Source organism: Bacteroidia bacterium, assembly GCA_037045145.1.
Classification (GTDB): Bacteria; Bacteroidota; Bacteroidia; order AKYH767-A; family OLB10; genus OLB10.
Map to the genome: position 1 here is coordinate 1,158,269 of JBAOIA010000011.1, position 20,938 is coordinate 1,179,206.

25 protein-coding genes are annotated in these 20,938 nt (G+C 38.1%); 13 read left to right on the forward strand and 12 right to left on the reverse strand.

Annotated elements, in window-relative coordinates; all coding sequences use genetic code 11:
* Positions 1-74: 74 nt before the first annotated feature.
* From V9G42_06130 to V9G42_06150, 5 genes are all read right to left on the reverse strand, one after another.
* Positions 75-602, reverse strand: coding sequence for a host-nuclease inhibitor Gam family protein (locus V9G42_06130; protein MEI2758999.1), 528 nt, complete (start codon positions 600-602; stop codon positions 75-77).
* 35 nt (positions 603-637) lie between these two features.
* Positions 638-811 carry a hypothetical protein gene (locus V9G42_06135; GenBank protein ID MEI2759000.1) on the reverse strand — a complete coding sequence of 58 codons (174 nt, stop codon included), beginning with the start codon at positions 809-811 and terminating at the stop codon, positions 638-640.
* A 52-nt stretch (positions 812-863) separates the two neighbouring features.
* Positions 864-1,157 (reverse strand): hypothetical protein, encoded by a 294-nt coding sequence (locus tag V9G42_06140; protein ID MEI2759001.1) that lies wholly within the window; start codon positions 1,155-1,157, stop codon positions 864-866.
* A gap of 52 nt (positions 1,158-1,209) precedes the next feature.
* Entirely contained in the window at positions 1,210-1,413 is a 204-nt protein-coding gene (locus tag V9G42_06145) for a hypothetical protein (protein MEI2759002.1), read from the reverse strand.
* Positions 1,414-2,244: 831 nt separating this feature from the next.
* Positions 2,245-2,652: an ATP-binding protein gene (locus tag V9G42_06150; protein MEI2759003.1), complete on the reverse strand. Its 408-nt coding sequence runs from the start codon at positions 2,650-2,652 to the stop codon at positions 2,245-2,247.
* A 72-nt stretch (positions 2,653-2,724) separates the two neighbouring features.
* Here V9G42_06150 and V9G42_06155 point away from each other — a divergent pair, with 72 nt between their 5' ends.
* Entirely contained in the window at positions 2,725-4,038 is a 1,314-nt protein-coding gene (locus tag V9G42_06155; protein MEI2759004.1) for an IS1380 family transposase, read from the forward strand.
* Here V9G42_06155 and V9G42_06160 read toward each other — a convergent pair.
* Positions 3,976-4,440: a hypothetical protein gene (locus tag V9G42_06160; protein ID MEI2759005.1), complete on the reverse strand. Its 465-nt coding sequence runs from the start codon at positions 4,438-4,440 to the stop codon at positions 3,976-3,978. The genes V9G42_06155 and V9G42_06160 overlap by 63 nt on opposite strands.
* A gap of 61 nt (positions 4,441-4,501) precedes the next feature.
* Positions 4,502-5,956 carry a hypothetical protein gene (locus tag V9G42_06165; protein MEI2759006.1) on the reverse strand — a complete coding sequence of 485 codons (1,455 nt, stop codon included), beginning with the start codon at positions 5,954-5,956 and terminating at the stop codon, positions 4,502-4,504.
* Here V9G42_06165 and V9G42_06170 point away from each other — a divergent pair.
* Both V9G42_06170 and V9G42_06175 read left to right on the forward strand, forming a co-directional pair.
* Complete coding sequence (locus V9G42_06170; protein ID MEI2759007.1) at positions 5,945-6,382, forward strand: hypothetical protein; 438 nt, start codon at positions 5,945-5,947, stop codon at positions 6,380-6,382. The genes V9G42_06165 and V9G42_06170 overlap by 12 nt on opposite strands.
* Positions 6,383-6,497: 115 nt before the next feature.
* Positions 6,498-6,758: a hypothetical protein gene (locus tag V9G42_06175; GenBank protein ID MEI2759008.1), complete on the forward strand. Its 261-nt coding sequence runs from the start codon at positions 6,498-6,500 to the stop codon at positions 6,756-6,758.
* Positions 6,759-6,773: 15 nt separating this feature from the next.
* Here the strand turns inward: V9G42_06175 and V9G42_06180 are convergent, their stop codons facing one another.
* A complete protein-coding gene (locus tag V9G42_06180; GenBank protein ID MEI2759009.1) occupies positions 6,774-7,028 on the reverse strand; it encodes a hypothetical protein in 255 nt (84 codons plus the stop codon).
* 85 nt (positions 7,029-7,113) lie between these two features.
* On the opposite strand from V9G42_06180, the gene V9G42_06185 reads away from it, so the two are divergent.
* The 10 genes from V9G42_06185 to V9G42_06230 all read left to right on the forward strand — a co-directional run bounded on the left by V9G42_06185 (position 7,114) and on the right by V9G42_06230 (position 16,336).
* Complete coding sequence (locus V9G42_06185; protein MEI2759010.1) at positions 7,114-7,854, forward strand: XRE family transcriptional regulator; 741 nt, start codon at positions 7,114-7,116, stop codon at positions 7,852-7,854.
* A gap of 270 nt (positions 7,855-8,124) precedes the next feature.
* Positions 8,125-9,408 carry a TolC family protein gene (locus tag V9G42_06190; protein ID MEI2759011.1) on the forward strand — a complete coding sequence of 428 codons (1,284 nt, stop codon included), beginning with the start codon at positions 8,125-8,127 and terminating at the stop codon, positions 9,406-9,408.
* A 21-nt stretch (positions 9,409-9,429) separates the two neighbouring features.
* Positions 9,430-10,368 (forward strand): HlyD family efflux transporter periplasmic adaptor subunit, encoded by a 939-nt coding sequence (locus tag V9G42_06195; protein ID MEI2759012.1) that lies wholly within the window; start codon positions 9,430-9,432, stop codon positions 10,366-10,368.
* Positions 10,369-10,391: 23 nt separating this feature from the next.
* A complete protein-coding gene (locus tag V9G42_06200) occupies positions 10,392-10,739 on the forward strand; it encodes a four helix bundle protein (protein MEI2759013.1) in 348 nt (115 codons plus the stop codon).
* A 157-nt stretch (positions 10,740-10,896) separates the two neighbouring features.
* Positions 10,897-11,838, forward strand: a complete 942-nt coding sequence (locus V9G42_06205) for an ABC transporter ATP-binding protein (GenBank protein ID MEI2759014.1) — start codon at positions 10,897-10,899, stop codon at positions 11,836-11,838.
* 66 nt (positions 11,839-11,904) lie between these two features.
* Entirely contained in the window at positions 11,905-12,651 is a 747-nt protein-coding gene (locus V9G42_06210) for an ABC transporter ATP-binding protein (protein MEI2759015.1), read from the forward strand.
* Between the two features lie 2 nt (positions 12,652-12,653).
* Complete coding sequence (locus V9G42_06215) at positions 12,654-13,760, forward strand: ABC transporter permease (GenBank protein ID MEI2759016.1); 1,107 nt, start codon at positions 12,654-12,656, stop codon at positions 13,758-13,760.
* 69 nt (positions 13,761-13,829) lie between these two features.
* On the forward strand, positions 13,830-14,951 hold the full coding sequence (locus V9G42_06220) for an ABC transporter permease (protein MEI2759017.1): 1,122 nt from the start codon (positions 13,830-13,832) through the stop codon (positions 14,949-14,951).
* A 591-nt stretch (positions 14,952-15,542) separates the two neighbouring features.
* On the forward strand, positions 15,543-15,815 hold the full coding sequence (locus tag V9G42_06225) for a hypothetical protein (protein MEI2759018.1): 273 nt from the start codon (positions 15,543-15,545) through the stop codon (positions 15,813-15,815).
* Positions 15,816-15,847: 32 nt separating this feature from the next.
* Positions 15,848-16,336, forward strand: coding sequence for a DUF6790 family protein (locus tag V9G42_06230; protein ID MEI2759019.1), 489 nt, complete (start codon positions 15,848-15,850; stop codon positions 16,334-16,336).
* Positions 16,337-16,426: 90 nt separating this feature from the next.
* Here the strand turns inward: V9G42_06230 and mtgA are convergent, their stop codons facing one another.
* From mtgA to V9G42_06250, 4 genes are all read right to left on the reverse strand, one after another.
* Positions 16,427-17,122 (reverse strand): monofunctional biosynthetic peptidoglycan transglycosylase, encoded by a 696-nt coding sequence (mtgA, locus tag V9G42_06235; GenBank protein MEI2759020.1) that lies wholly within the window; start codon positions 17,120-17,122, stop codon positions 16,427-16,429.
* Entirely contained in the window at positions 17,122-17,712 is a 591-nt protein-coding gene (locus V9G42_06240) for a DNA-3-methyladenine glycosylase (GenBank protein ID MEI2759021.1), read from the reverse strand. Before V9G42_06240 ends, mtgA begins: the two co-directional genes overlap by 1 nt.
* Complete coding sequence (locus V9G42_06245) at positions 17,705-19,621, reverse strand: ATP-dependent DNA helicase RecQ (protein ID MEI2759022.1); 1,917 nt, start codon at positions 19,619-19,621, stop codon at positions 17,705-17,707. The genes V9G42_06240 and V9G42_06245 overlap by 8 nt, the downstream gene beginning before the upstream one ends.
* 91 nt (positions 19,622-19,712) lie before the next feature.
* Positions 19,713-20,936: a beta-ketoacyl-[acyl-carrier-protein] synthase family protein gene (locus tag V9G42_06250; protein MEI2759023.1), complete on the reverse strand. Its 1,224-nt coding sequence runs from the start codon at positions 20,934-20,936 to the stop codon at positions 19,713-19,715.
* Positions 20,937-20,938 lie beyond the last annotated feature (2 nt).

Genomic DNA, 20,938 nt, shown 5'->3' on the forward strand with positions numbered 1-20,938 from the left:
CGCTGCAATTCCTGCTGCAAAGAACAGGATGAGTTTGTATGTGGATGTTTTTTTGCTGTTCATGATGATAGTGATTATTCTGTTATAACTGATTCTTTTTTCGGTTGTTTTGAGACGAAGAATGTTTCGTCCTGGTCAACGGTGATGCCAACCTTGGGGAACAGTGCTGATACTTCAGGCACTTCTCTGTCGGATAACAGACGGTCTTTTGCCGGCTCTTCGGACACGCGTATATATTCAGGAAGGAACTCTTTGAGTAGGTTGGTAACGCTGTTCCATGTAAACCCTTTGCGTGTTTTTAGTTTTGGCGTACCGGTTCGGAAACCAATAACGCCATGTGTGAGTTCCATGCTTTTTTTGCTGCCAAAGTCTTCGCGGTTGTTCTCGGCATAGGACTGTATTTTCTCAAACTGTTCTTGTTTTTCATCCTGCAGTTCGGTAATTTCATCCTGATACTTTTCGCGTATCTTGGTAATTTCCACGTCCATTTTAGCGGTTAGTTGCGCTTGACGTGCGTCTGCTTTTGCGTAAGCAGCGAATGCATCTTCTGCAGATGCTTTGTTGATTGTGCCTGTAAGCACTGTTTTTTTAGCTCTTGCCATTTGTTTGAAATTTGAATTGTTTGTATAAAATTGAATTAGATAATTAATTTAAGAGGAATGGCTTGCACTTCGACAGACGGAGGCTCATGCTCCTGAACTTCGCGTTCAAATTCGGAAGCGTCTTGGTCCTTATCCACAGCAATGCGTGTGATATAGCAATGTATTCTTACACCGTTGTGTGTGCGCCCTTCCCATATCCGGGCAGGCACGCCATTAATTGTTACAATCTTTGTTGTAGAGTGAATTAAAATACTGCATTTTTTAAAATAATTTGGTTTGAAGTGATTTATGAGGGATAACGATCATTGAGCCATCAGGATTGAAACGACCTTCGGCACGAGCCACACCATTTTCAATCTTGATTTTAACATCTGTTTCATGTACCCACTCCTGGCCACCCTTGAATTGGCCTGAGTTGGTGGACTGGAGAATGATATGCCAGCTCTTACGATTTCTGAATACCTCTAATTTTAGGCGCATAAAATCTTTAACAGATAGGCTGCATACCTGCGCACTGTCAATTATGATAAACCGCGCATGAATAGAACGAACCAATCGCTCAATGTCAGCAACGGTGCGTACACCTACAAATCGAATACGATCACTGTTAATTTCTACGTGGCTCCAGGCGCGATTGCAATGACTTTGAGATTAGCTCTTCGCTTGATACATATAAGACCTTGCCATAAGTAACTAATGCATTTGCCAACTTTAGACTGAAGGTAGATTTACCAGATTTGGCAGTTCCATAGATTATGCTGCAGAAGTTATGTGATGGAGTGCCTATTAACTTGGTGAAATGCTCTGGCAACTCTAATTCTTTAAAGCTGTGATCAATAATCTGCTTGGCAGACCATGTTCTTATTCTCTTTAACTTTTGGGGGTTGTGATTGTCATATTGCTACTTTTTGTTTACATTATGGATATGGTCGCTGAAGCCAAATGCAAAAAGGTTGGCCATACGCTTTTATATTATCAATCATCTTGCGTAGTCTTGTTGAGCCTTGCAGCTATTGGCGTTAATCTCTGATGTTATCTCAATAATTACCTCGGAAACAAATCGGTAATTAGAAGGAGTGAAATTTTCGATTCTCTCTGTTCAAAACGGCTTCGATTCTCGCAAGCTTAACGACAAGCTCTTTGATGTTCCATTTCTCAAGCTTCTGATAGGTGCTCATGATTGTTGTTCATTTATGATACGTTTATACAGTGCGTTGATCATATAGAATGGTACTCTCTTCTGATAGCTCTTAATGCCTGAAACTGTGTGGGCATATACAAAATGTTCGCGTATTGATTGCGCTACGTCCATGCCTAGATAATCGGCAACTTCAGTACTAAGATGTTGAACAAAGAGGGTGCAACGCTGCCTAAAGCTACGGTGATACCAATGCCAGTATTCGTTATCGGCTATAATCATGGCTCTGCCAATGGCATCGTGCGGAATTGTATCATTGAGTAGTGCAAAGCCGAATCAATAAAGATGTTGTTGTAATCATCTTCGGTGATATTTGTAATGCGCCTGATAAATTCAGAGGTGACTTCATATTCATCTAGCTGTTTGTTTTTGATTGCAGCAGTTTTGCATCTTCAACTAGTCGTTGCACTACTCGGATGTCGCCACTTGATTTGTTGACGATAGTCATAACTGATTCTTCGTCATCAATGCCGTTGGCATTGCAATGATGTCGCGTGTACGCTCTTCAGTAAGGTCATATAGGTGCAGGAACTCGCCACCAAATCGTGAGTATATTTCGCGATAGCCTTTTTTGTTGAGGCGCGAAAATTTATCAATATGCTTCTCAAAAAACTCAGAGCCGCTTAAAACAAAACCGCATGTGCCGCTCAACTCGTTGTAAAATGTAATGAAAAAAGTAAGTGTGTTGTCTTTGAGTTTATCCGCCTCGTCAATGATGAGCAGTGGCCGAGTCATTTTGCGAAGGGCGGATATGATTTCCTCCACCATTTCAGGAATGCCTTGCAAATGAATAGGCTTTAATCCCATTGCAGCTTTCACTTTGATGAGGAAAGTTTTTTTAGCCGAGATTATGCATTAGGGTAAATTAATTTTGAATAAACGGTAATAATACCAGATATTTAGGGGTTTAAAACTTTCCACCATATGGGTGTTATAGATAAGATAGAATTTAGCGACCATCAAGTTAGTGCTTGGGGCGGCATGAAGATGATGAAAGACTTAGTTGACGGGAGTAAAATAAAGGATGAATTAGCAAAGCTTCCTTTACCTGATAAAGGCTCTAATCGGGGCTATGATCCGGTACAAATAATAGAGTGTTTTTGGACAAGTATTTGGATTGGAGCAGGTAGATTTAGTCATTCAGCCTATTTGCGCTTTGACGAAGTACTGAAACAAATTTTTGGATGGAAACAAGCTCCTTCACAGAGTACCTACAGTAGATTTTTTCACAAGTTTGACTGGAAAAGGAATACAGAAACCTTTGTTCCTTTATTTCAATGGTTCTTTAATCAGATACAATTCAATAATGTAACCTTAGACTTAGACAGTACAGTTATAACACGCTATGGAGAGCAAGAGGGAGCCAAGAAAGGGTATAACGCAAAGAAACCCGGCCGCAATTCTCACCATCCACTACTGGCGTTTATACCGGAAGTACGTATGATAGCTAATGCTTGGATGCGACAAGGAAATACAGGAGCAACCAGTAGTGCGAAATCATTTTTGGCAGAAACTTTAGAAATATTATGCAACAAAAAAGTAGGTTTAGTGCGTTGCGATAGTGGTTTTTATAGTCAAGATTTTTTGAGCGAACTCGAAGCAAAAAATCTTAACTATGTGGTAGCGGTTAAATTTTATCCAACGATAAAAAGAGAACTGAGAAGCTTAACAAAATGGGTGAGCATTAAAGACGGAATAGAAATTTGCGAATTTAATTACCAATCACCTGAATGGAAAGCTCCTCGCAGAATGGTCGCTGTAAGAAAGAATATTACCAAACTAAAAAAAGCAACAGGTCGCTTATTGCTTTTTGATGAGCAGATTTACTCTTACCGATATAGTCTTTATGTTACAAATTTAGATTTACCGGCTCAGCAAATATGGGAGATGTATAAGCAACGAGGCGATGCAGAAAACAGAATTAAGGAGTTAAAATATGACTTCGGATTAGAAACATTTTGTGCTACTAATTTTTGGGGAACAGAAGCTGCATTTAGAAGCATTTTAATGGCATATAATCTAATGGCTTTGTTCCGTCAATTAGTGCTCAAGCATAAGTCTCAAGCCACTTTAAGTACTTTACGGTTTAAATGCTTTGCATTAGGCGCATGGATTACAAAACATGCCAGAATAACAACATTAAAAATAAGTGCGACCGGTGAAAAAAGACGTTGGTTAGATGCTCTTTTTGATACGATACCTAAAATAACCGCTCCTTATTCTTTTTCTAATGCATAATCTCGGTTTAGTCCAATAATCGCCACACTCTATGTAGAAGGCGTTCGGATTGTTGCGTGCGTAGTGTTTCAGCCCTTCGCTTTTTCCGGTGCCGGGCGCGGCACTGATGGCGCGTGCGTGTGATTTGCGCTGCGCCTGATGGCAGATGTTGTTTACGCGCTTGAAGTTGCGGTCGGTAGTTACCACTACCCACTCGTCAGCCAAGCCGAGCCAGTTTTTTACTTTGTTCCACATTTTTTCACTCACGAGCTTGTCGTTGAGTTCCCATTTGCGATTGGTAATGCAACTGATGGTAGCACCACTGATGCCGATTTGTGTGGCAGCCTGTTCGTTGCTGATTTTTCGGGCTGCAATGCGCTCCTTTAAGGAGGTTACGATTGTTTGTTTGATTGTGTTTTGCATATATTTGCGTTCCTTATTAGTTTAAATTGATGGCCATCGCAGCAATGCGATGGTTTTCTTTTTACATATCCCACACATCTCCTTCCTGCGCCTGTGGTGGTGTGTTGTTTTCGTTTTCATTGTCGTAATCAAATGCGTCTTTGCCTTCAATCATTTTCCTTCTATAAGCGTTGTCGGCAGCCTGATTGAGTTCTTTGTTTACATAACCGGCCTGCAACACACCGGCAGCATCAATGCCATGCTGGGCGAGGGTGTTTTGGCGTTCTGCTTTTGCATCAAGCACGTATTGGCTGATGCGTTTCTTTTCATCCAAGCGCACGTTAATGAGTGCGCGGTCGCCTGCGGTCATGTCGGCAATAGCCATTTTCATTGGCTCATACATCGGGCAAATAATTTGCACTCTGCCATCATCAGCCGTTGCAAGTATTTTGCTCATGTTGTATGGATCATAAATCACTTGCATTTTCTTACCTACGTTTCGCATGTAGTCAACCTCCGGAACGTCATAGATGTACTCAGTGCCGTTAACAGTGATTCTGATTCCGCCATTGGTGAGTTCGTTTTGCCATTTATGGCGTGTGCCATAGAGGTGCAGCCTGCGCGTGTCGTCAAGCGGCATCATGCGCTGTTTGTTTTCGTTGAAAGCTGCCAGCCACTGTTGTTGGAGTGATACGCCTTTATCGTTTACTTCGGTGCGAATGCGGTTTATTATATCATGCACCTGGTGGTGTCCATGTTCTTTGTGCGGAAGGTTTTTGTAATTGGCTCTGATAGCTTCGTAATTGGCTTTTGTTTTTGCGGTGATGTTATGACCTGCGTAATTCGGATATTGCTTTAATACTTTATGCCATTTTCCAAATGCAGCTTCAATGGGCTTGCTCCGGGCGTTACCAACTTTGGCAGGCGTGTAAACAGCCTGTGCTTTATACCACTCTTCAAGTGCGGATATGCCCCAATGGTCAGTTACTATTTGCTGCCATATAAAGTAATTGCCGGTTAATTCGCAGATGTGATTGATGGCATCGGCATAAGCTGCGTAAACAAGTTCTTTTGATTGAGCAACACCAATGGCATAACCAAGTGGATAACGCAAGTACATATCCATTACTACCATCAGTTTAAAGCGGAAGTGGTAATTAGTTCTGCGATGTCCGTCTTTATCAATAAAAGCCTCTTGGAAATATTCGTCAAGGTCTAAGTCGTCAGAGTTGATTATGAGGAGAGGAGCGGTAGGACCTGAACGATGAACGATTTTATCGTATTTATCTCTCCATGCGGCAGAGCCTTCGCGCCCGGAGGCAATGAGCATGTCGCGTTCGCGCCTGTAATAACCAACAGTGTCAGCTTTGATGGGCTTGTAGCCTTTCGCCTGCACCTGTTCGTTATATTTATCCGCCACAAAGGGGTCTTCAAACTGGTTGTAGTGCGATATGAGTTCCAGCAGCAGGCTTTCGCAGAAAGCATCAGCCACTTTCAGGTTGTTGCTCGCTTTGCCGCTTCCGGCATGAATAACCACTATCGCGCCTTGCTTTTTGTATGCCGCTACTTTGCGCAGCAGCTTGCTGTAATTATGAGGCAGGCGCACGTTATCGGTGCGGAGGAGTGTGATTACGGCTTTGTAGAAATCAGCAGCCGATGCGTAGCCGGTAGCTTTTATTTTGCGAATATTTATTTGCGAAAGGAAGTGCAACCACCGGCAGGCGGTTACATACTCTGCGAGAGTAGCAGTAGCAATGGCGTTGCCGTTTGGCAGGCGGTATTTGCTGAGGAAATTAATATCGGATGGGTTGTCATGCAGGAGTGGTTTGAGTATTTGGGCAGCGAGGTATTGGTAAGGGCAGCCGAAGTGGGATTTTACTTTTTCCTGATAGGTTGGCTTCATAGTGATGTAGTCCACCAGTACGCGCCTACGGTCATCAGGGTCATCAATGAAATTCCATGAGGCGGAATTGCGGTGAGACGCTAACTTTAAAGTGCTTTTACAAACACCCGATTTGATTAGCTCATCAAATTCAATATATGGTTTACCGCTAATGAGTTTCATTTATATTTGCCGAATGGAAGTTAAGCTCAATCTTGATGATGTTGTGGTTTACCTGTTAAGCCATAATGCCTTGTTAATCGCAAAAACAACCGTTTTAGAAACGACTCTTTATACTTTGATTCGGCAGCAGCATCCGGATGCTGACATTGAGGATTTGAAGCGTACGGCTTCAACTTTGATTGCAAGAGAAGCTCAACGTCTGATACTAACTGTTCCTGGTGTTGATGAAGCTCTTGCAAAGAAGATTCAAGATGAACTTCTGAAAGATTTATAGTTACTTTGTTATCCATTACTCTTCCGTATTTATGCGTTCAACTGTTTGGTAAGCTCCGGTTCGTGCTATTACAAGGTCTCGCAGCACTTTTGCGATATAGTCATTGCGCCTGCGCCCATGCGCAACCTTGCGAATGGTGGACTCTGAATAGTTTTTTATAATGCTTATGGCTGCTCTTATGTCAGTTTCGCTTACATTCTCAACAGGCTTATAATTATATATGTACCTCTTTGCAGCCTTTTTTATTTGCTTTTCGCCTTTATTTGACATTCCTTTGTGTTTAAATATGGCACAAAGATATGTGATTCAAAATGACAATGTCAAATAATTTCACATTAATTTTAGTAACATAGCAATGTTTATTTCAAAGAATATCGCTTTTTTAAGGAAAAGAAGAGAGTTGACTCAGCAGCAATTGGCTGATATTTTGAGTATTACCCGAACTGCGGTTACAAATTATGAATTAGGTAAATCAGTGCCTGAATTTGAAACATTCATAGCATTATGCAAATATTTTGATGTCACTTTGGATGACATGACTTTTAAGAGGTTAGACTCTAACCAAAACTTACGAAAAGCGGTTACTAATTCGGCAATTATAGAGTTAAACCCTTCTGCAAAAGCAAATTGTTTTATTTCCGACCAAAAGGCATCGGCAGGTTTCGGCAGATTAATTGAAAACCCTAAACTGATAGAGCAATTACCGGCTATTACATTGCCGAATGCTCCGCATGGATTAAATATCGCCTTTCAGATTACAGGCGACAGTATGCACCCTACGGTAAGGCATCTTGACTATGTTTCAGGTAATCAAATAAACGATGTTAAAGATATTCGCAATGGTTATACCTACGTTCTTGTGGATAAAGACGATGGTATAATTTACAAACGTATTTACAAAGAGAGGGCTGGCATTCGCATTGTTTCCGATAATCCCGATTATCCGCCTTACATGAGAGAAACCGACTCCATATTGGCTTATTTTAAGGCATTCTGCCGTTTGTCATTTGACTTCCGTCCGTATTATGATGACATTAGAAAGGACTTACATCAACTTCAAAAAGATGTGGATTGGTTGAAGGGAAAAGTGAAGTAAAATGTAAACCTAATTGTAAACCCAAATGTAAACCTAAATGCAAAGCTAATTGTATAGGTAAATGTAGAGGTAAACTGTAACTAATTGAATTTCTATGGGTATTTTGGTAGTATAACAGCGTTCAAATGGTAGTTAAATGGCAGTAAAATGGTAGTTTTTATCCCTTTCTATTTAATTGGAGTTGGCGTTCATTTTGCCATTTTCCCTCTTAAAAATGCCGTTTTTGCCGTTTTTGGTTTTTATCCCTTTTAACTTAGCCCCCTTAATAGTATGATTAAAATAGAAAATAAACAAAAAATATTATGGCTCTTTGGCTTAATGCTGATATGCAACCATTGTGCAATGGCACAGCAAAGCAGTTCATTGTCTCTTGACAACTGCCTTGAAATGGCAAAACAGAATTATCCTTTAATAAAGCAATACACGTTGATTGAAAAAACTAAGGAATATTCCATTGCCAACGCTCAAAAAGGGTATTTGCCACAGTTCAACATTGCAGGGCAGGCAACCTATCAGTCAGACGTAACAAAAGTGCCGATTTCATTGCCCAACGTAACCATTCCCACAATGAGCAAAGACCAGTATAGGCTTTATGGCGAAGTATCGCAGTCCATTACAAACCTGTTTACCGTGAAAGACCAAAAGGAATACATCAATGCCAATTCCGAAATAGAAACACAAAAAACAGAAGTGGAACTTTACAAATTAAGGGAACGCATTAACAACCTCTTTTTCGGAATACTGTTGATTGACGCACAGATTAAGCAAACCGAATTACTTAAAAAGGATATTCAAAGCGGTATTGAAAAAGCCAATGTAGCCATTACCAACGGAGTTTCTATAAAAAGCACAGCCGATAATCTGAAAGCGGAATTGCTGAAAGCCAACCAACGCACCATAGAACTAAAAGCCACACGAAAAGGCTATGCAGATATGTTGGCTTTGTTCATTGGCAATCCGATTGATGAAAATACCGTGTTTGAAAAACCACATCGGCAAATGTTTTCCAGCACAATCAATCGTCCCGAACTGAAACTTTTTGACATGCAAAAAAAAACGTTTGACATACAGTACAAACTAATTACCAATAAAAATATGCCCCGTGTCAGTGTGTTTTTTCAAGGCGGTTTGGGCAGACCTGCATTGAATATGCTGGATAATGATTTTAAGGGATACTACATCGGTGGGCTTCGTTTGAATTGGAACATTACAGGTTTCTATACCTATAAAAACGAAAAGAGAACGCTTGCACTCAATCAGAGTTTTATAGATATACAAAGGGAAACATTTTTGTTCAATACCAACCTTGCACTAAAACAGCAAAACACTGATATAACCAAAATGCAGGAATTGATTGAAGCCGATAAAAGTATTGTAACACTTCGGGAAAGCGTGAAAGCCACAACGCAAAATCAGCTTACTTATGGTACGGCAACTACAAACGATTATCTCATTGCCGTAAATGCCGAAGACCAAGCAAAGCAAAGTTTGATTTTACACGAAATACAGCTTTTAATGACAGAGTATAACGCTCAAACAACAGCAGGAAATTAGTAACAATAAAAAAGTAGAACAATGTATAAAATAAAAACAATCGGATTAGCAGCAGGCATCGCAATATTGCTTACAGCTTGCAACAACAATAAAGTTTCGTTTGATGCTTCGGGAAGTTTTGAAGCAGAAGAAACAATTATTTCATCGGAAGCCACAGGTACAATCAAGCAGTTTGATGTGGAAGAGGGGCAAATCTTACTGGCAGGGCAGGCAATTGGCTACATTGACAGCACACAGTTGTATTTGAAGAAAAAACAACTAATAGCACAGGTGGGTGCAATGCTTAGTAAAAAGCCCAACATATCAGCACAGTTGGCAGCTTTGCAATCGCAGCTTACTACGGCACAAAAAGAAAAAGTGCGTATTACTAATTTGGTAAATGGCAATGCCACACCACAAAAACAATTAGACGACATCAATGCACAAATTGACGTAATTATAAAGCAGATAGAAGCACAAAAATCTTCATTGGATATTTCCACAGAGGGCATCAGCAAAGAAACCGTACCCGTAGATGTGCAGATTGACCAACTGAATGACCAACTTGCAAAATGCAAAATTATCAATCCTACAAACGGAACGGTACTCTCTAAATATGCCGAAGTGAATGAAATGACGGCAGCAGGAAAACCGCTTTACAAAATTGCCGATTTGTCAAACATTATTCTTCGTGCCTACATCACAAGCAACCAACTCACACAAGTTAAACTAAATCAAAAAGTAAAAGTGTTGACCGATGATGGCAAAGGCGGTTACAAAGAAACAGAGGGAACAGTAACGTGGATAAATGACAAAGCAGAGTTTACGCCAAAAACCATTCAAACCAAAGACGAAAGGGCAAATTTGGTATATGCTATCAAGGTGAAAGTAAAAAATGACGGTTGGTACAAAATAGGTATGTATGGAGAGGTTTTGTTGAATGGAGAATGGAGAGTGGAGAATGGAGAGTGGAAAATTTAGAGTTGCAATAAAAAATTAAAATTATGATACAAGAAAAAAGTTTAGCATTTGCTATTAGGATTGTAAAGCTATACAAGTTGCTTGCAGAAAACAAAAAGGAATATGTACTTTCAAAACAACTATTGCGAAGCGGTACAGCTATTGGAGCTTTGACAAGAGAAGGCGAACACGCCCAATCAAAAGCCGATTTTCTAAACAAAATGAACATTGCTCTGAAAGAAGCAAATGAGACTTTGTATTGGTTAATTCTATTGAAGGAAACAGAATATTTGTCGCAGTTAGAATTTCAATCAATCTACATTGATGCCGAAGAACTATTGAAGATATTGGTAAGCATTGTAAAAACAACGAAAGCAAAACTTAATAAATAATGGAGAATTGATAGCGGATAAATGTTTGTATTCATTCTCAATTTTCAACTCTCAACTCTCAACTCTCAACTCTCAACTCTCAACTCTCAACTCTCAACTCTCAACTCTCAACTCTCAACTCTCAACTCTCAACTCTCAACTCTCAACTCTCAATTATATGGTTGTATTAAATAACATTATAAAAACCTATGACAAAGGCAAAGTAAAGGCGGTAAACAATGTTTCTTTTGAAGTAAACAAAGGCGAATTGTTTGGCTTGATTGGAGCAGACGGAGCAGGAAAAACAAGTATTTTCCGCATACTTACAACTTTGCTTTTGCCCGATAGCGGTACGGCTTCCGTAAATGGTTTTGATGTAGTGAAAGACTATAAAGCCATTCGCAAAAATGTAGGTTATATGCCGGGCAAATTTTCTTTGTATCAGGATTTATCAGTTAAAGAAAATCTGAACTTTTTTGCAACCGTATTCAATACCACTGTAGCGCAAAATTATGATTTGGTAAAGGAAATCTATGTACAGTTAGAGCCGTTTAAAAATCGCAGGGCTGGAAAATTGTCGGGCGGTATGAAACAGAAATTGGCTTTGTGTTGTGCTTTAATTCATCGTCCTACCGTATTGTTTTTAGATGAACCGACAACAGGCGTAGATGCAGTTTCAAGAAAAGAATTTTGGGAAATGCTTAAAGGCTTAAAACAACAGGGCATTACTATTTTGGTTTCCACGCCTTATATGGACGAAGCCACACTTTGCGAACGCATCGCATTGATACAAAACGGTAGTATAATGTCTATTGATACACCCGATGAAATTATAAAACAGTTCCCCGAAAAATTGTTTGCAGTAAGAGCAGACAATATGAGCAGGTTGCTGAATGTGTTGCGGAGCAACAACCAAATAAAAAGCTGTTTTTCATTTGGCGACTTTCATCACATAACAATGAATAATGGGAAATTGACAATGGACAATTTGGAAAAGCAGTTGATTGAAGGTGGGTTTCAAAATGTGATAATAAAAGAAATTACTCCAAGTGTTGAGGATTGCTTTATTCATTTAATGGACAAATCAATGGATAATGGAAAGTTGAAAATGGATAATTAAAATATTATGGAACAAGATAATAAACCAACAAACAAGTCATTGTCAACTGTCAATTCTCAATTGTCAATTGAAAAAGAAGTAGTAATAAAAACAGACAAGTTAACCAAGCGTTTTGGCGATTTCATCGCTACAAACGAAGTTACGTTTGAAGTATATGCAGGGGAAATTTTCGGCTTCTTAGGTGCGAACGGTGCAGGTAAAACAACCGCAATGAAAATGCTTTGCGGACTTTCCAAACCCTCATCGGGCAATGCCACCATTGCGGGGTTTGATATCTACAAACAAACTGAAGAAATAAAAAAGAACATCGGCTATATGAGCCAGAAATTTTCGCTATACGAAGATTTAACTGTAATAGAAAACATACATTTTTTTGGTGGCATTTATGGCTTATCCGATAAGCAACTAAAAGCAAAAAGCGATGAACTGATTGAAAAATTGGGATTGCAAAGCGAAGCAAAAAAATTAGTGGCTTCATTGCCGTTGGGTTGGAAACAGAAATTAGCATTTTCAGTTGCCGTAATACACGAACCTAAAATTGTTTTTTTAGACGAACCCACAGGAGGTGTTGACCCTGTTACCAGACGGCAATTTTGGGATTTGATTTATTCGGCAGCAGACAGAGGCATTACCATTTTCGTAACTACCCACTATATGGACGAAGCCGAATACTGCAACCGTGTTTCTATAATGGTGGACGGAGTAATAGAAGCATTGGACACACCCGATAATTTGAAAAAACAATTTTCCGCTTCATCAATGGACGAAGTGTTTTATGAGTTGGCAAGAGAAGCAAAACGAAAATCAGATTAAATATGAAACAGTTTTTATCATTTGTAAAAAAAGAGTTTTATCACGTTTTCCGTGATAGTAAAACTTTGTTGATACTATTCGGCATACCGATAGTGTTAATTGTTCTATTCGGCTTTGCCGTAACTAACGAAATCAAAGATGCAAAAATTGTTATTTGTGATTATGCTAAAGATATTGCAACACAAAATATCATTCAAAAATTGGAAGCAGGAAATCAATTTAAAATTTCAAATAATTTAATGAGCCACACGGATATTGAAAATGCCTTTAAAGCAGAAAATATAAAATTGGCAATTATTTTTCCTGCTCACTTTAATGAAGATTTATTGCACCTGAATAAAGCACAAGTACAAATTATAGCTGATGCTTCTGACCCAAATACAGCCAACACCTTAACAAATTACGTCACGGTAATAATTATGGATTATCAAAAAGAACTTATAAAGAACAAAAGTAATCCATATACTATTTCTCCCGAAATACGAATGTTGTATAATCCTGAACTGAAAGGAGCAACCAATTTTGTACCGGGTATTATGGCGTTAGTACTTTTATTAGTTTGTGTGCTTATGACGGCAGTATCCATTGTTCGAGAAAAAGAAACAGGTACAATGGAAGTATTATTGGTTTCTCCTATTAGTCCATTTTTGGTAATCATTTCCAAAGCCATTCCTTACCTGTTTTTATCACTTATCAATCTTGCAGTAATTCTTTTATTAAGTGTTTTTCTTTTGGAAATACCTGTAAATGGAAGTATTTGGTTATTAATTGCCGAAAGTGCATTGCTTATCATTTGTGCCCTGTCATTAGGATTACTGATTTCTAATATTACGCAATCACAGCAATCGGCAATGCTTATTTCACTAATGGGAATGTTAGTGCCTACATTGTTGTTTACAGGTTTTATGTTTCCAATAGAAAATATGCCTGTCCCCCTACAAATTATCTCCAATATTTTCCCTTCAAAATGGTATTACATAATAGTAAAATCAATTATGATAAAAGGCTTGGGAATTTCTGCAATATGGAAAGAAACATTTATCCTGTTTGGAACAACTTTCTTTTTGCTATTTGTCAGTTTAAAAACTTTTAATAACAGACTTAGTTAATGGACAATTGACAATGGAGAGTATACTAATCATTCTAATTTGTCAATTCTCAACTATCAATTAAATAAAATGAGAACTTTAAAACTTTTATTACGAAAAGAGTTTAAACAAATCTTTCGCAACAAAGCATTACTGCCCTTGATTTTTGTTGTGCCGATAGTACAGCTACTGATACTTCCATTGGCAGCTGATTATGAAGTAAAGAATATCAATATTTCAATCGTTGACCACGACCATTCAACTTGTTCGCAACAACTGATTTCAAAAATTACAGCTTCGGGATATTTTCAGTTGGCAGATTATGGTGCATCATTCAATCAAGCCTTTAAGCAGATAGAAAAAGACAAATCCGATTTAATTTTGGAAATACCTGAACATTTTGAAAATAATCTGTTGCGTGAAAATTCTGATAAGCTGTTTATTGCTGTTAATGCAATTAATGGAGTAAAAGCAGGTTTGGGCGGGGCTTATCTAAATCAAATTATTACTTCATTTAATAATGATATTCGGGTTAAATGGTCACAGCAACCAAGGTTCAGTCCAATACCACAAATTGAAGTAACATCTTCTAATTGGTTCAATAAATTTATGAATTATCGTTTTTTTATGGTACCCGGTATATTAGTAGTGTTGGTAACAATGGTTTGTGCCTATATGTGTGCATTGAATATTGTAAAAGAAAAGGAGGTAGGAACAATAGAACAAATCAACGTTACACCTATTAAAAAGTATCAATTTATTTTGGCAAAAATAATCCCATTTTGGTTGATTGGGATGTTTAATTTTAGTGTTGGTTTATTTATTGTGGCACGATTAATTTTCGGCATTATGCCGGTTGGAAGCATATTCTTACTTTATGCTTATTTGTCAATTTATCTTATCGCACTATTAGGCTTGGGATTACTAATTTCAACCTTTGCTGAAACACAACAACAAGCAATGTCTATAGCATTTTTCTTTATTATGATTTTTATGCTGATGAGTGGTTTATTTACGTCTATTGATAGTATGCCGACCTGGGCTTATTACATCGCAAAGTGTATCCCGGTAACCTATTTTATTGAAGTAGTACGTATGATAATTTTAAAGGGAAGCGGTTTTACTGACATAAAATATCATTTCTTGATTATGATTGGTTTTACAATTTTATTAAATGGATTAGCGATTTGGAATTATAAGAAAACGAGTTAAAACCAACACACAGGCACAAACATTTGCAAACCGTTACAAGCCAATGCACCAAACAAAGATTGCAAAAGAGTGAGCCTTTTGCCGACCTCTAAAACTTTATTTTTTTATTCCCCCTCTTTGAAAGAATAAAAATACACCAACGATACAAACGACACAGCAAACACGACATACAACCAACCAAACAGAAGGGTAGCCGATAACATTATGCCGAATTGAAAAAAGAACAATTTCAAAAATGCCATGAGGTGGTAGAACCTCTGGGCTTTTTACTTTTATGTGTACTGAGGCAAGCTCAGCATAAATTCAGGGACACCGGTATTTTTATGAAGGTGGTTTTATAACTTCTACTTTTTGCGGTTTAGTGTTTTTTGCGGTTGCTGTTTGTTGTGTTGCGATTGTTTGTTACTGATTGGAATAATGTAAACACACAACTTTATTCCTATATTTGGACATGTTTTTGAATTTATTTTATTCAAAACGGGTTCCAATTACTCGGGAAACTGACGTTAGTCAGAACCTTATAACAGTAACCAGAATTTTACAAACAATAACTTCAACAAAAATTGTAATCAACTAAAAGTTAAAAAAACAATGAACAGAATAATGGTTTTAATAACACTTTCTGATAATGGAATAACAACGATAAAATCTAATCCAGAACTTCCAAAAAAAGAAATGGAATATGTAAATCATTGGAAGGATGAAAATATATTGGAAAGTTTTTTCATTTCAGTAAGTAAGAAAGAGGCTGTATTAATCTTGCAAAATATTGATGAAAGTAAGACAAAGGAGCTTATTGAATCCTTACCCTATTATCCATATATGGAAAAAATTGCCTATTATAATTTGAATAAACAATTTTAGATTGTGAGTTTATTGAGCCTACAAATAGGGTAATGACCAATAACATTGATAACAAAGCAAACATATTTTACATCACCAGTGTAAGCGTCCTGACATTTGTTTTACCAACTTTTGGTTTTATTACTGAGCATTTTATAACTGACACCGCTCCTTCGTTTGACTTATTCAGCAAATGGTTCATTTTTTCTGCGGTTGGGCTACGCTTGTTTTTTGCAGGAGTCAAACAAGTTAAGAACCCTGAATTTACTGCAAAACAAATTTTTCATATTGACAGTCCCGACAGCTTTCCAATTCTTCGTGAATTAGGTTTTGCAAACATTTGCTTCGGGATGACGGCTATTGTTTCGTTGTTTAAACCAGAGTGGAGAATTGTGAGTGCATTTGCAAGTGGAATTTATTATGGCATTGCAGGTATTCAACACGGACTAAAAAAGATTTCAGGTATCAACGAAAAGTTTGCCTTATGGACCGACATGTTTATTTTTGTTATTCTTTTGATATACTTTATAACAAGTATTTAAGTCTATCCCGGCACGATAATCTCACTCTCTTATTACGTAGTTTCAGTTTTCCATTTCCCAAAAAGCGGTATTTTATAAATTTTATAAAAATTACTCTTGTAACCCCTCTGCATATTTCATGTAGCGTTTAATCCATTCAGTCCTTCGGACTACGCGAGCATTGGGCTTTGTTGGCGACCATTTTAAAGGTAGTGGTAGTATGGCTGCCAACGATGCTGCCTGATGTACACTTAACTTGCTTGCCGGTTTACTGAAATAATATTCCGAAGCAGCTTCTGCACCATAAATACCATTGCCCAGTTCAATGACATTTAAATACACTTCCATGATGCGCTCCTTACTCCAGAAAATTTCAATCAGGAAAGTAAAATAAACTTCAAATCCTTTGCGTATCCAAGTGCGCGATGGAAACAAGAAAACATTCTTGGCCGTTTGCTGTGAAATGGTACTTGCTCCTCGTTTTTTGTTTTTATGTTTCTCATTGTAGTTTGCAGCTTTCTGAATGGCTTCCATGTCCAGGCCAAAGTGTTCGTTAAATCGCTGGTCTTCGCTGGTGATAACAGCTTTTACCAATAGTGGCGAAATGTTTGAAATTGGCTCCCAGTCTTTTTTGAATTGTATGTCGCGCTCAGAATCAAACACCTGTTCTACAAAACGAATAATCATCAATGGAGTAAAGGGGATTGGCACAAAACGAAAAAGTATTACACCGGCAATACTTAAAATAAAAAACCATTTAATGATATTCCACAAAATTTTTCTGATTCTGATAAATAGGTTTTTCATCAATTATATATTTCAGGATTTATTATAAAGCGATAAGGCAGCATGGCATCAGGGCCTGCATAATCAACGCCAATTCTTGCTGTTGTGGTTATTTGTTTTGATAAGATTTGCAAGTCACTATTTTCTATCCATATTTTATTTCCAAGTAGTGATGTGCCTGTCATGCTGCAGTCAATGCCTAATGCCTGAGAAACCATACCCGGTCCTGAAGCAATTTGTTTCAGTGGCTTGTTTACCGGTCTTCTTTTTTTGATGAGTTCAATTCCTCTTTTTGGAGAGATACTTCTGACAAGTACAGCATGTGGAACATCTTGAATGTTGGTTACAACATTAAAGAGCGAATGAATACCATAACAAAGATAAATATAGGCAACACCCCCCTGACAATACATGATTTCAGTTCGTTGTGTGCGTCTGTTGTTCCATGCATGCGAAGCTTTATCGTCAACACCCATATAGGCTTCTGTCTCTGTAATAATTCCTGAAGTTAGTTTTCCATTTATATTAGTACAAAGTTCTTTGCCTAATAATTGTCTGGCAACTTCAACAGCACTTTCCTGTAAGTAGAATGGTTGTAACAACTTACTCATGCCACAAAAGTATATCGCTTTCAGAAATAATTATTTTGCCTGAGTCAATCAGCCATTGTATGGATTGAAGGTACTGCTCCTTTTTACTTGCGGGAAATTTTTCAAGCAACTCATCATATTTTAAAGTTTGTTGTTGAATGAATTCTTTTATTTCTGCATTTTGTTTTTCAAATGTCAGGTCATTGAGTTCCATTTTATTTCTTTTTCTGCAATAGTCACAGGTGCCGCAACGTGTGTTGGTTGTTTCGCCAAAATAATTTAACAGCATCATACTGCGGCAGGAGGTAAGGCTTTCTGCATAGTGAAGTATTGCATTTACTCTTTCGTTAAAACGATTCTTGCGAAACTCTAATAGTTTTAAGTCAGGGACAACAGTTTCCTGCTTCACTCTAGACAGGAGATAGGTCAACTGCGGTTTGTCGGTCTGTTGTATGTATTCTAACAACTCATTTTTCTGTAAAAAGAATAAATTCCTGATGAGTGCATCTTGTGTAATGTTTAACCTTTTTGCTAACTCTGCTTCGCTGATTCTGATAAAATTATCGAAACTGCCACCATAAGAACGAAGTATTGTTTTAATAACTTTATCCAACTCGGGATGTTGCACTTGAAAATTATAAAGTTCGGCTTGCCCAACTGTAAATTTTAAGCGTGATGGAATATATACTGCATCTGAGAGATGGATGTAACCTGCTTCTGCTAAAATTTTTAATGCATTAATTGTTACTAATGGATTGAAATTATAGGTTGATGCAAAGTCAGAGATATCAAAATTAAAACTTATGTTTTCGCCACTGCCTAATGCAACTTTCAGATAGTTACCCAAAGCATGATAGATGAGTCTGATGAGTTTTATATCGGGGAAAGCATTTTGAAAACGCAACGCTAAGTCTGCTTTGTCTGCACTGTTATAAATTAAAACAGCAAAAGCATTTTTTTCATCGCGACCGGCACGACCTGCTTCCTGATAATATGCTTCAGGGCTATCAGGCAAATCAGCATGAATAACAGTACGTACATCAGCTTTGTCAATACCCATGCCGAAGGCATTGGTTGCTACAATAGCTTGTATTTTATTCTGCATCCAGTCAATTTGTTTTTTGTTTCTGTCGGCAGCCGATAGTCCTGCATGATAAAAATCTGCTTTAATGCCCTGACTGTTAAGATACATTGTTATTTCCTTTGTTTTACCTCTGCTGTTGACATAAATAACAGCACTTCCTTTAACGGATTTTAGTATTTCAACAGTTCGTGTAAGTTTGTATTTATTGTATTCTACAATGTAGTTCAGGTTTTTTCTTTCAAAGCTTTTCTGGAAGAAATTTGGATTTTTGAAATTTAACTTTTCTACAATATCATCTCTAACCGATTTTGTTGCCGAGGCGGTGAGTGCAATAACAGGAACTTCAGGAAACTCTTCTCTTAGTTCGGCAATGCGCAAATAGGAGGGACGGAAATCGTAACCCCATTGTGAAATACAATGGGCTTCGTCAACAGCAATCAGATTGATTTTGATTTGACGCAATTTTGTTAATGCCAGACTGCTTGTTAAACGCTCGGGTGACAAGTACAAAAATTTTGATTTACCGTATATACAATTGTCAAATGCAATTTCTATTTCCGTTTTGCTCATTCCTGAAATAACAGCAGATGCTTTAACGCCTCGGGTACGCAGATTGTCCACCTGATCTTTCATTAGAGAAATTAAAGGTGAAATCACTACACATACGCCATCAAGATAAATTCCGGGTACCTGAAAGCAGATAGATTTGCCACCTCCCGTTGGCAGAAGCGCTAAGGTGTCGTGACCGTCTAATACAGATTCTATTATTTCCTGTTGCAGTGGTCTGAAACGACTATGCCCCCAGTATTTTATTAATATCTCATGCAGTTTGTTGCCAACACTCATTTTACAAATGTAAACTTAGAAATGTGTTTTACGCAGTCTGTGAAAAATTATTGTTGTAGCTAATGTTACTTAAGATATAAAAAACAAAATTTCAACTTTTGAAACGCTGTACAATTAAGGCACTGTTAGTGCCTCCAAACCCGAAGGAGTTTGAGAGAAAGCAGTTGATGCGATGTTCTTTAGCAGCTGTAATGATGTTAATGGCTTTTGTATCATCATCAGGCTCTTCAAAATTGATATTTGGTGCAACAAAATTATTTTGCATCATCAGCATAGAATACACTACTTCGCTGGCACCTGCCATCCAGCATTCATGCCCTGTCATTGATTTGGTAGAGCTTACAGGAACTTGGTTTCCTAACACATGCGAAATCACTTTTGCTTCAATGCCATCACCTGCCGGTGTTGATGTGGCATGGGCATTTACATAGTCAATATTTGATGCATTAATTCCTGCTAATTTCATAGCCATGTTTAATGAACGCTCCTGCCCGTTAAAATCAGGATTTGAAATATGATCACCATTGGAAGAAAATCCATATCCTATTACTTCTGCCAGTATGGTTGCGCCTCTTTTCACTGCCGATTCCAACGATTCTAAAATTACTGTTGCTGCACCTCCGGAAGGGATTAGACCGTCACGGCTTTTATCAAATGGTCGTGATGCTTTTTGGGGTTCGTTCTCACGGCTGCTGAATGTGCCAAGTCCGTCAAAGCTGGTCATTGCCGGAGGATTTATTTCTTGTGCACCACCACAAATAACACGCTCTTGTAATCCTTGTCTTATCAGTAAGTAGCCCATCCCTATGGCATGCGATCCGCTTGCACAGGCAGCACTTAGCGTAAAATTTATTCCCTTAAGTTTATAAATGGTGGCAAGATTCATATTCACCGTGCAGTTCATATTCTGAAAAATATCGCCACTACCGATTAGTGTGTTGTCTCTTTTTTTTCTTGCCTTGTCAATAGTTTCTACTACTGATCCTGCTGTGCTGTCATTGCCGAAGATTATCCCTGTTTCATTCTTGTCCATGTAATCGGCATCAAGCTTAGCCATAGCAAGAGCTTCGCGGGTTGACATGAATGCATACATAGCCGGCTGGTGCATACCTAAACGATCGCGTCTGTGAAGAAAATCTTTAAGGTCGGGTGTTTCTACAAAGCCTGTGAGTGCAGAACGGAATCCTAAATCTTTTCTTTCCTGATCAAAGATGATTCCACTCTTTCCCTGACTTAATGACGCTGTAACTTCTGCAAGATTCTTTCCTATGCATGAATAAATTCCAATACCTGTGATGACTACTCTTTGTTGCATAA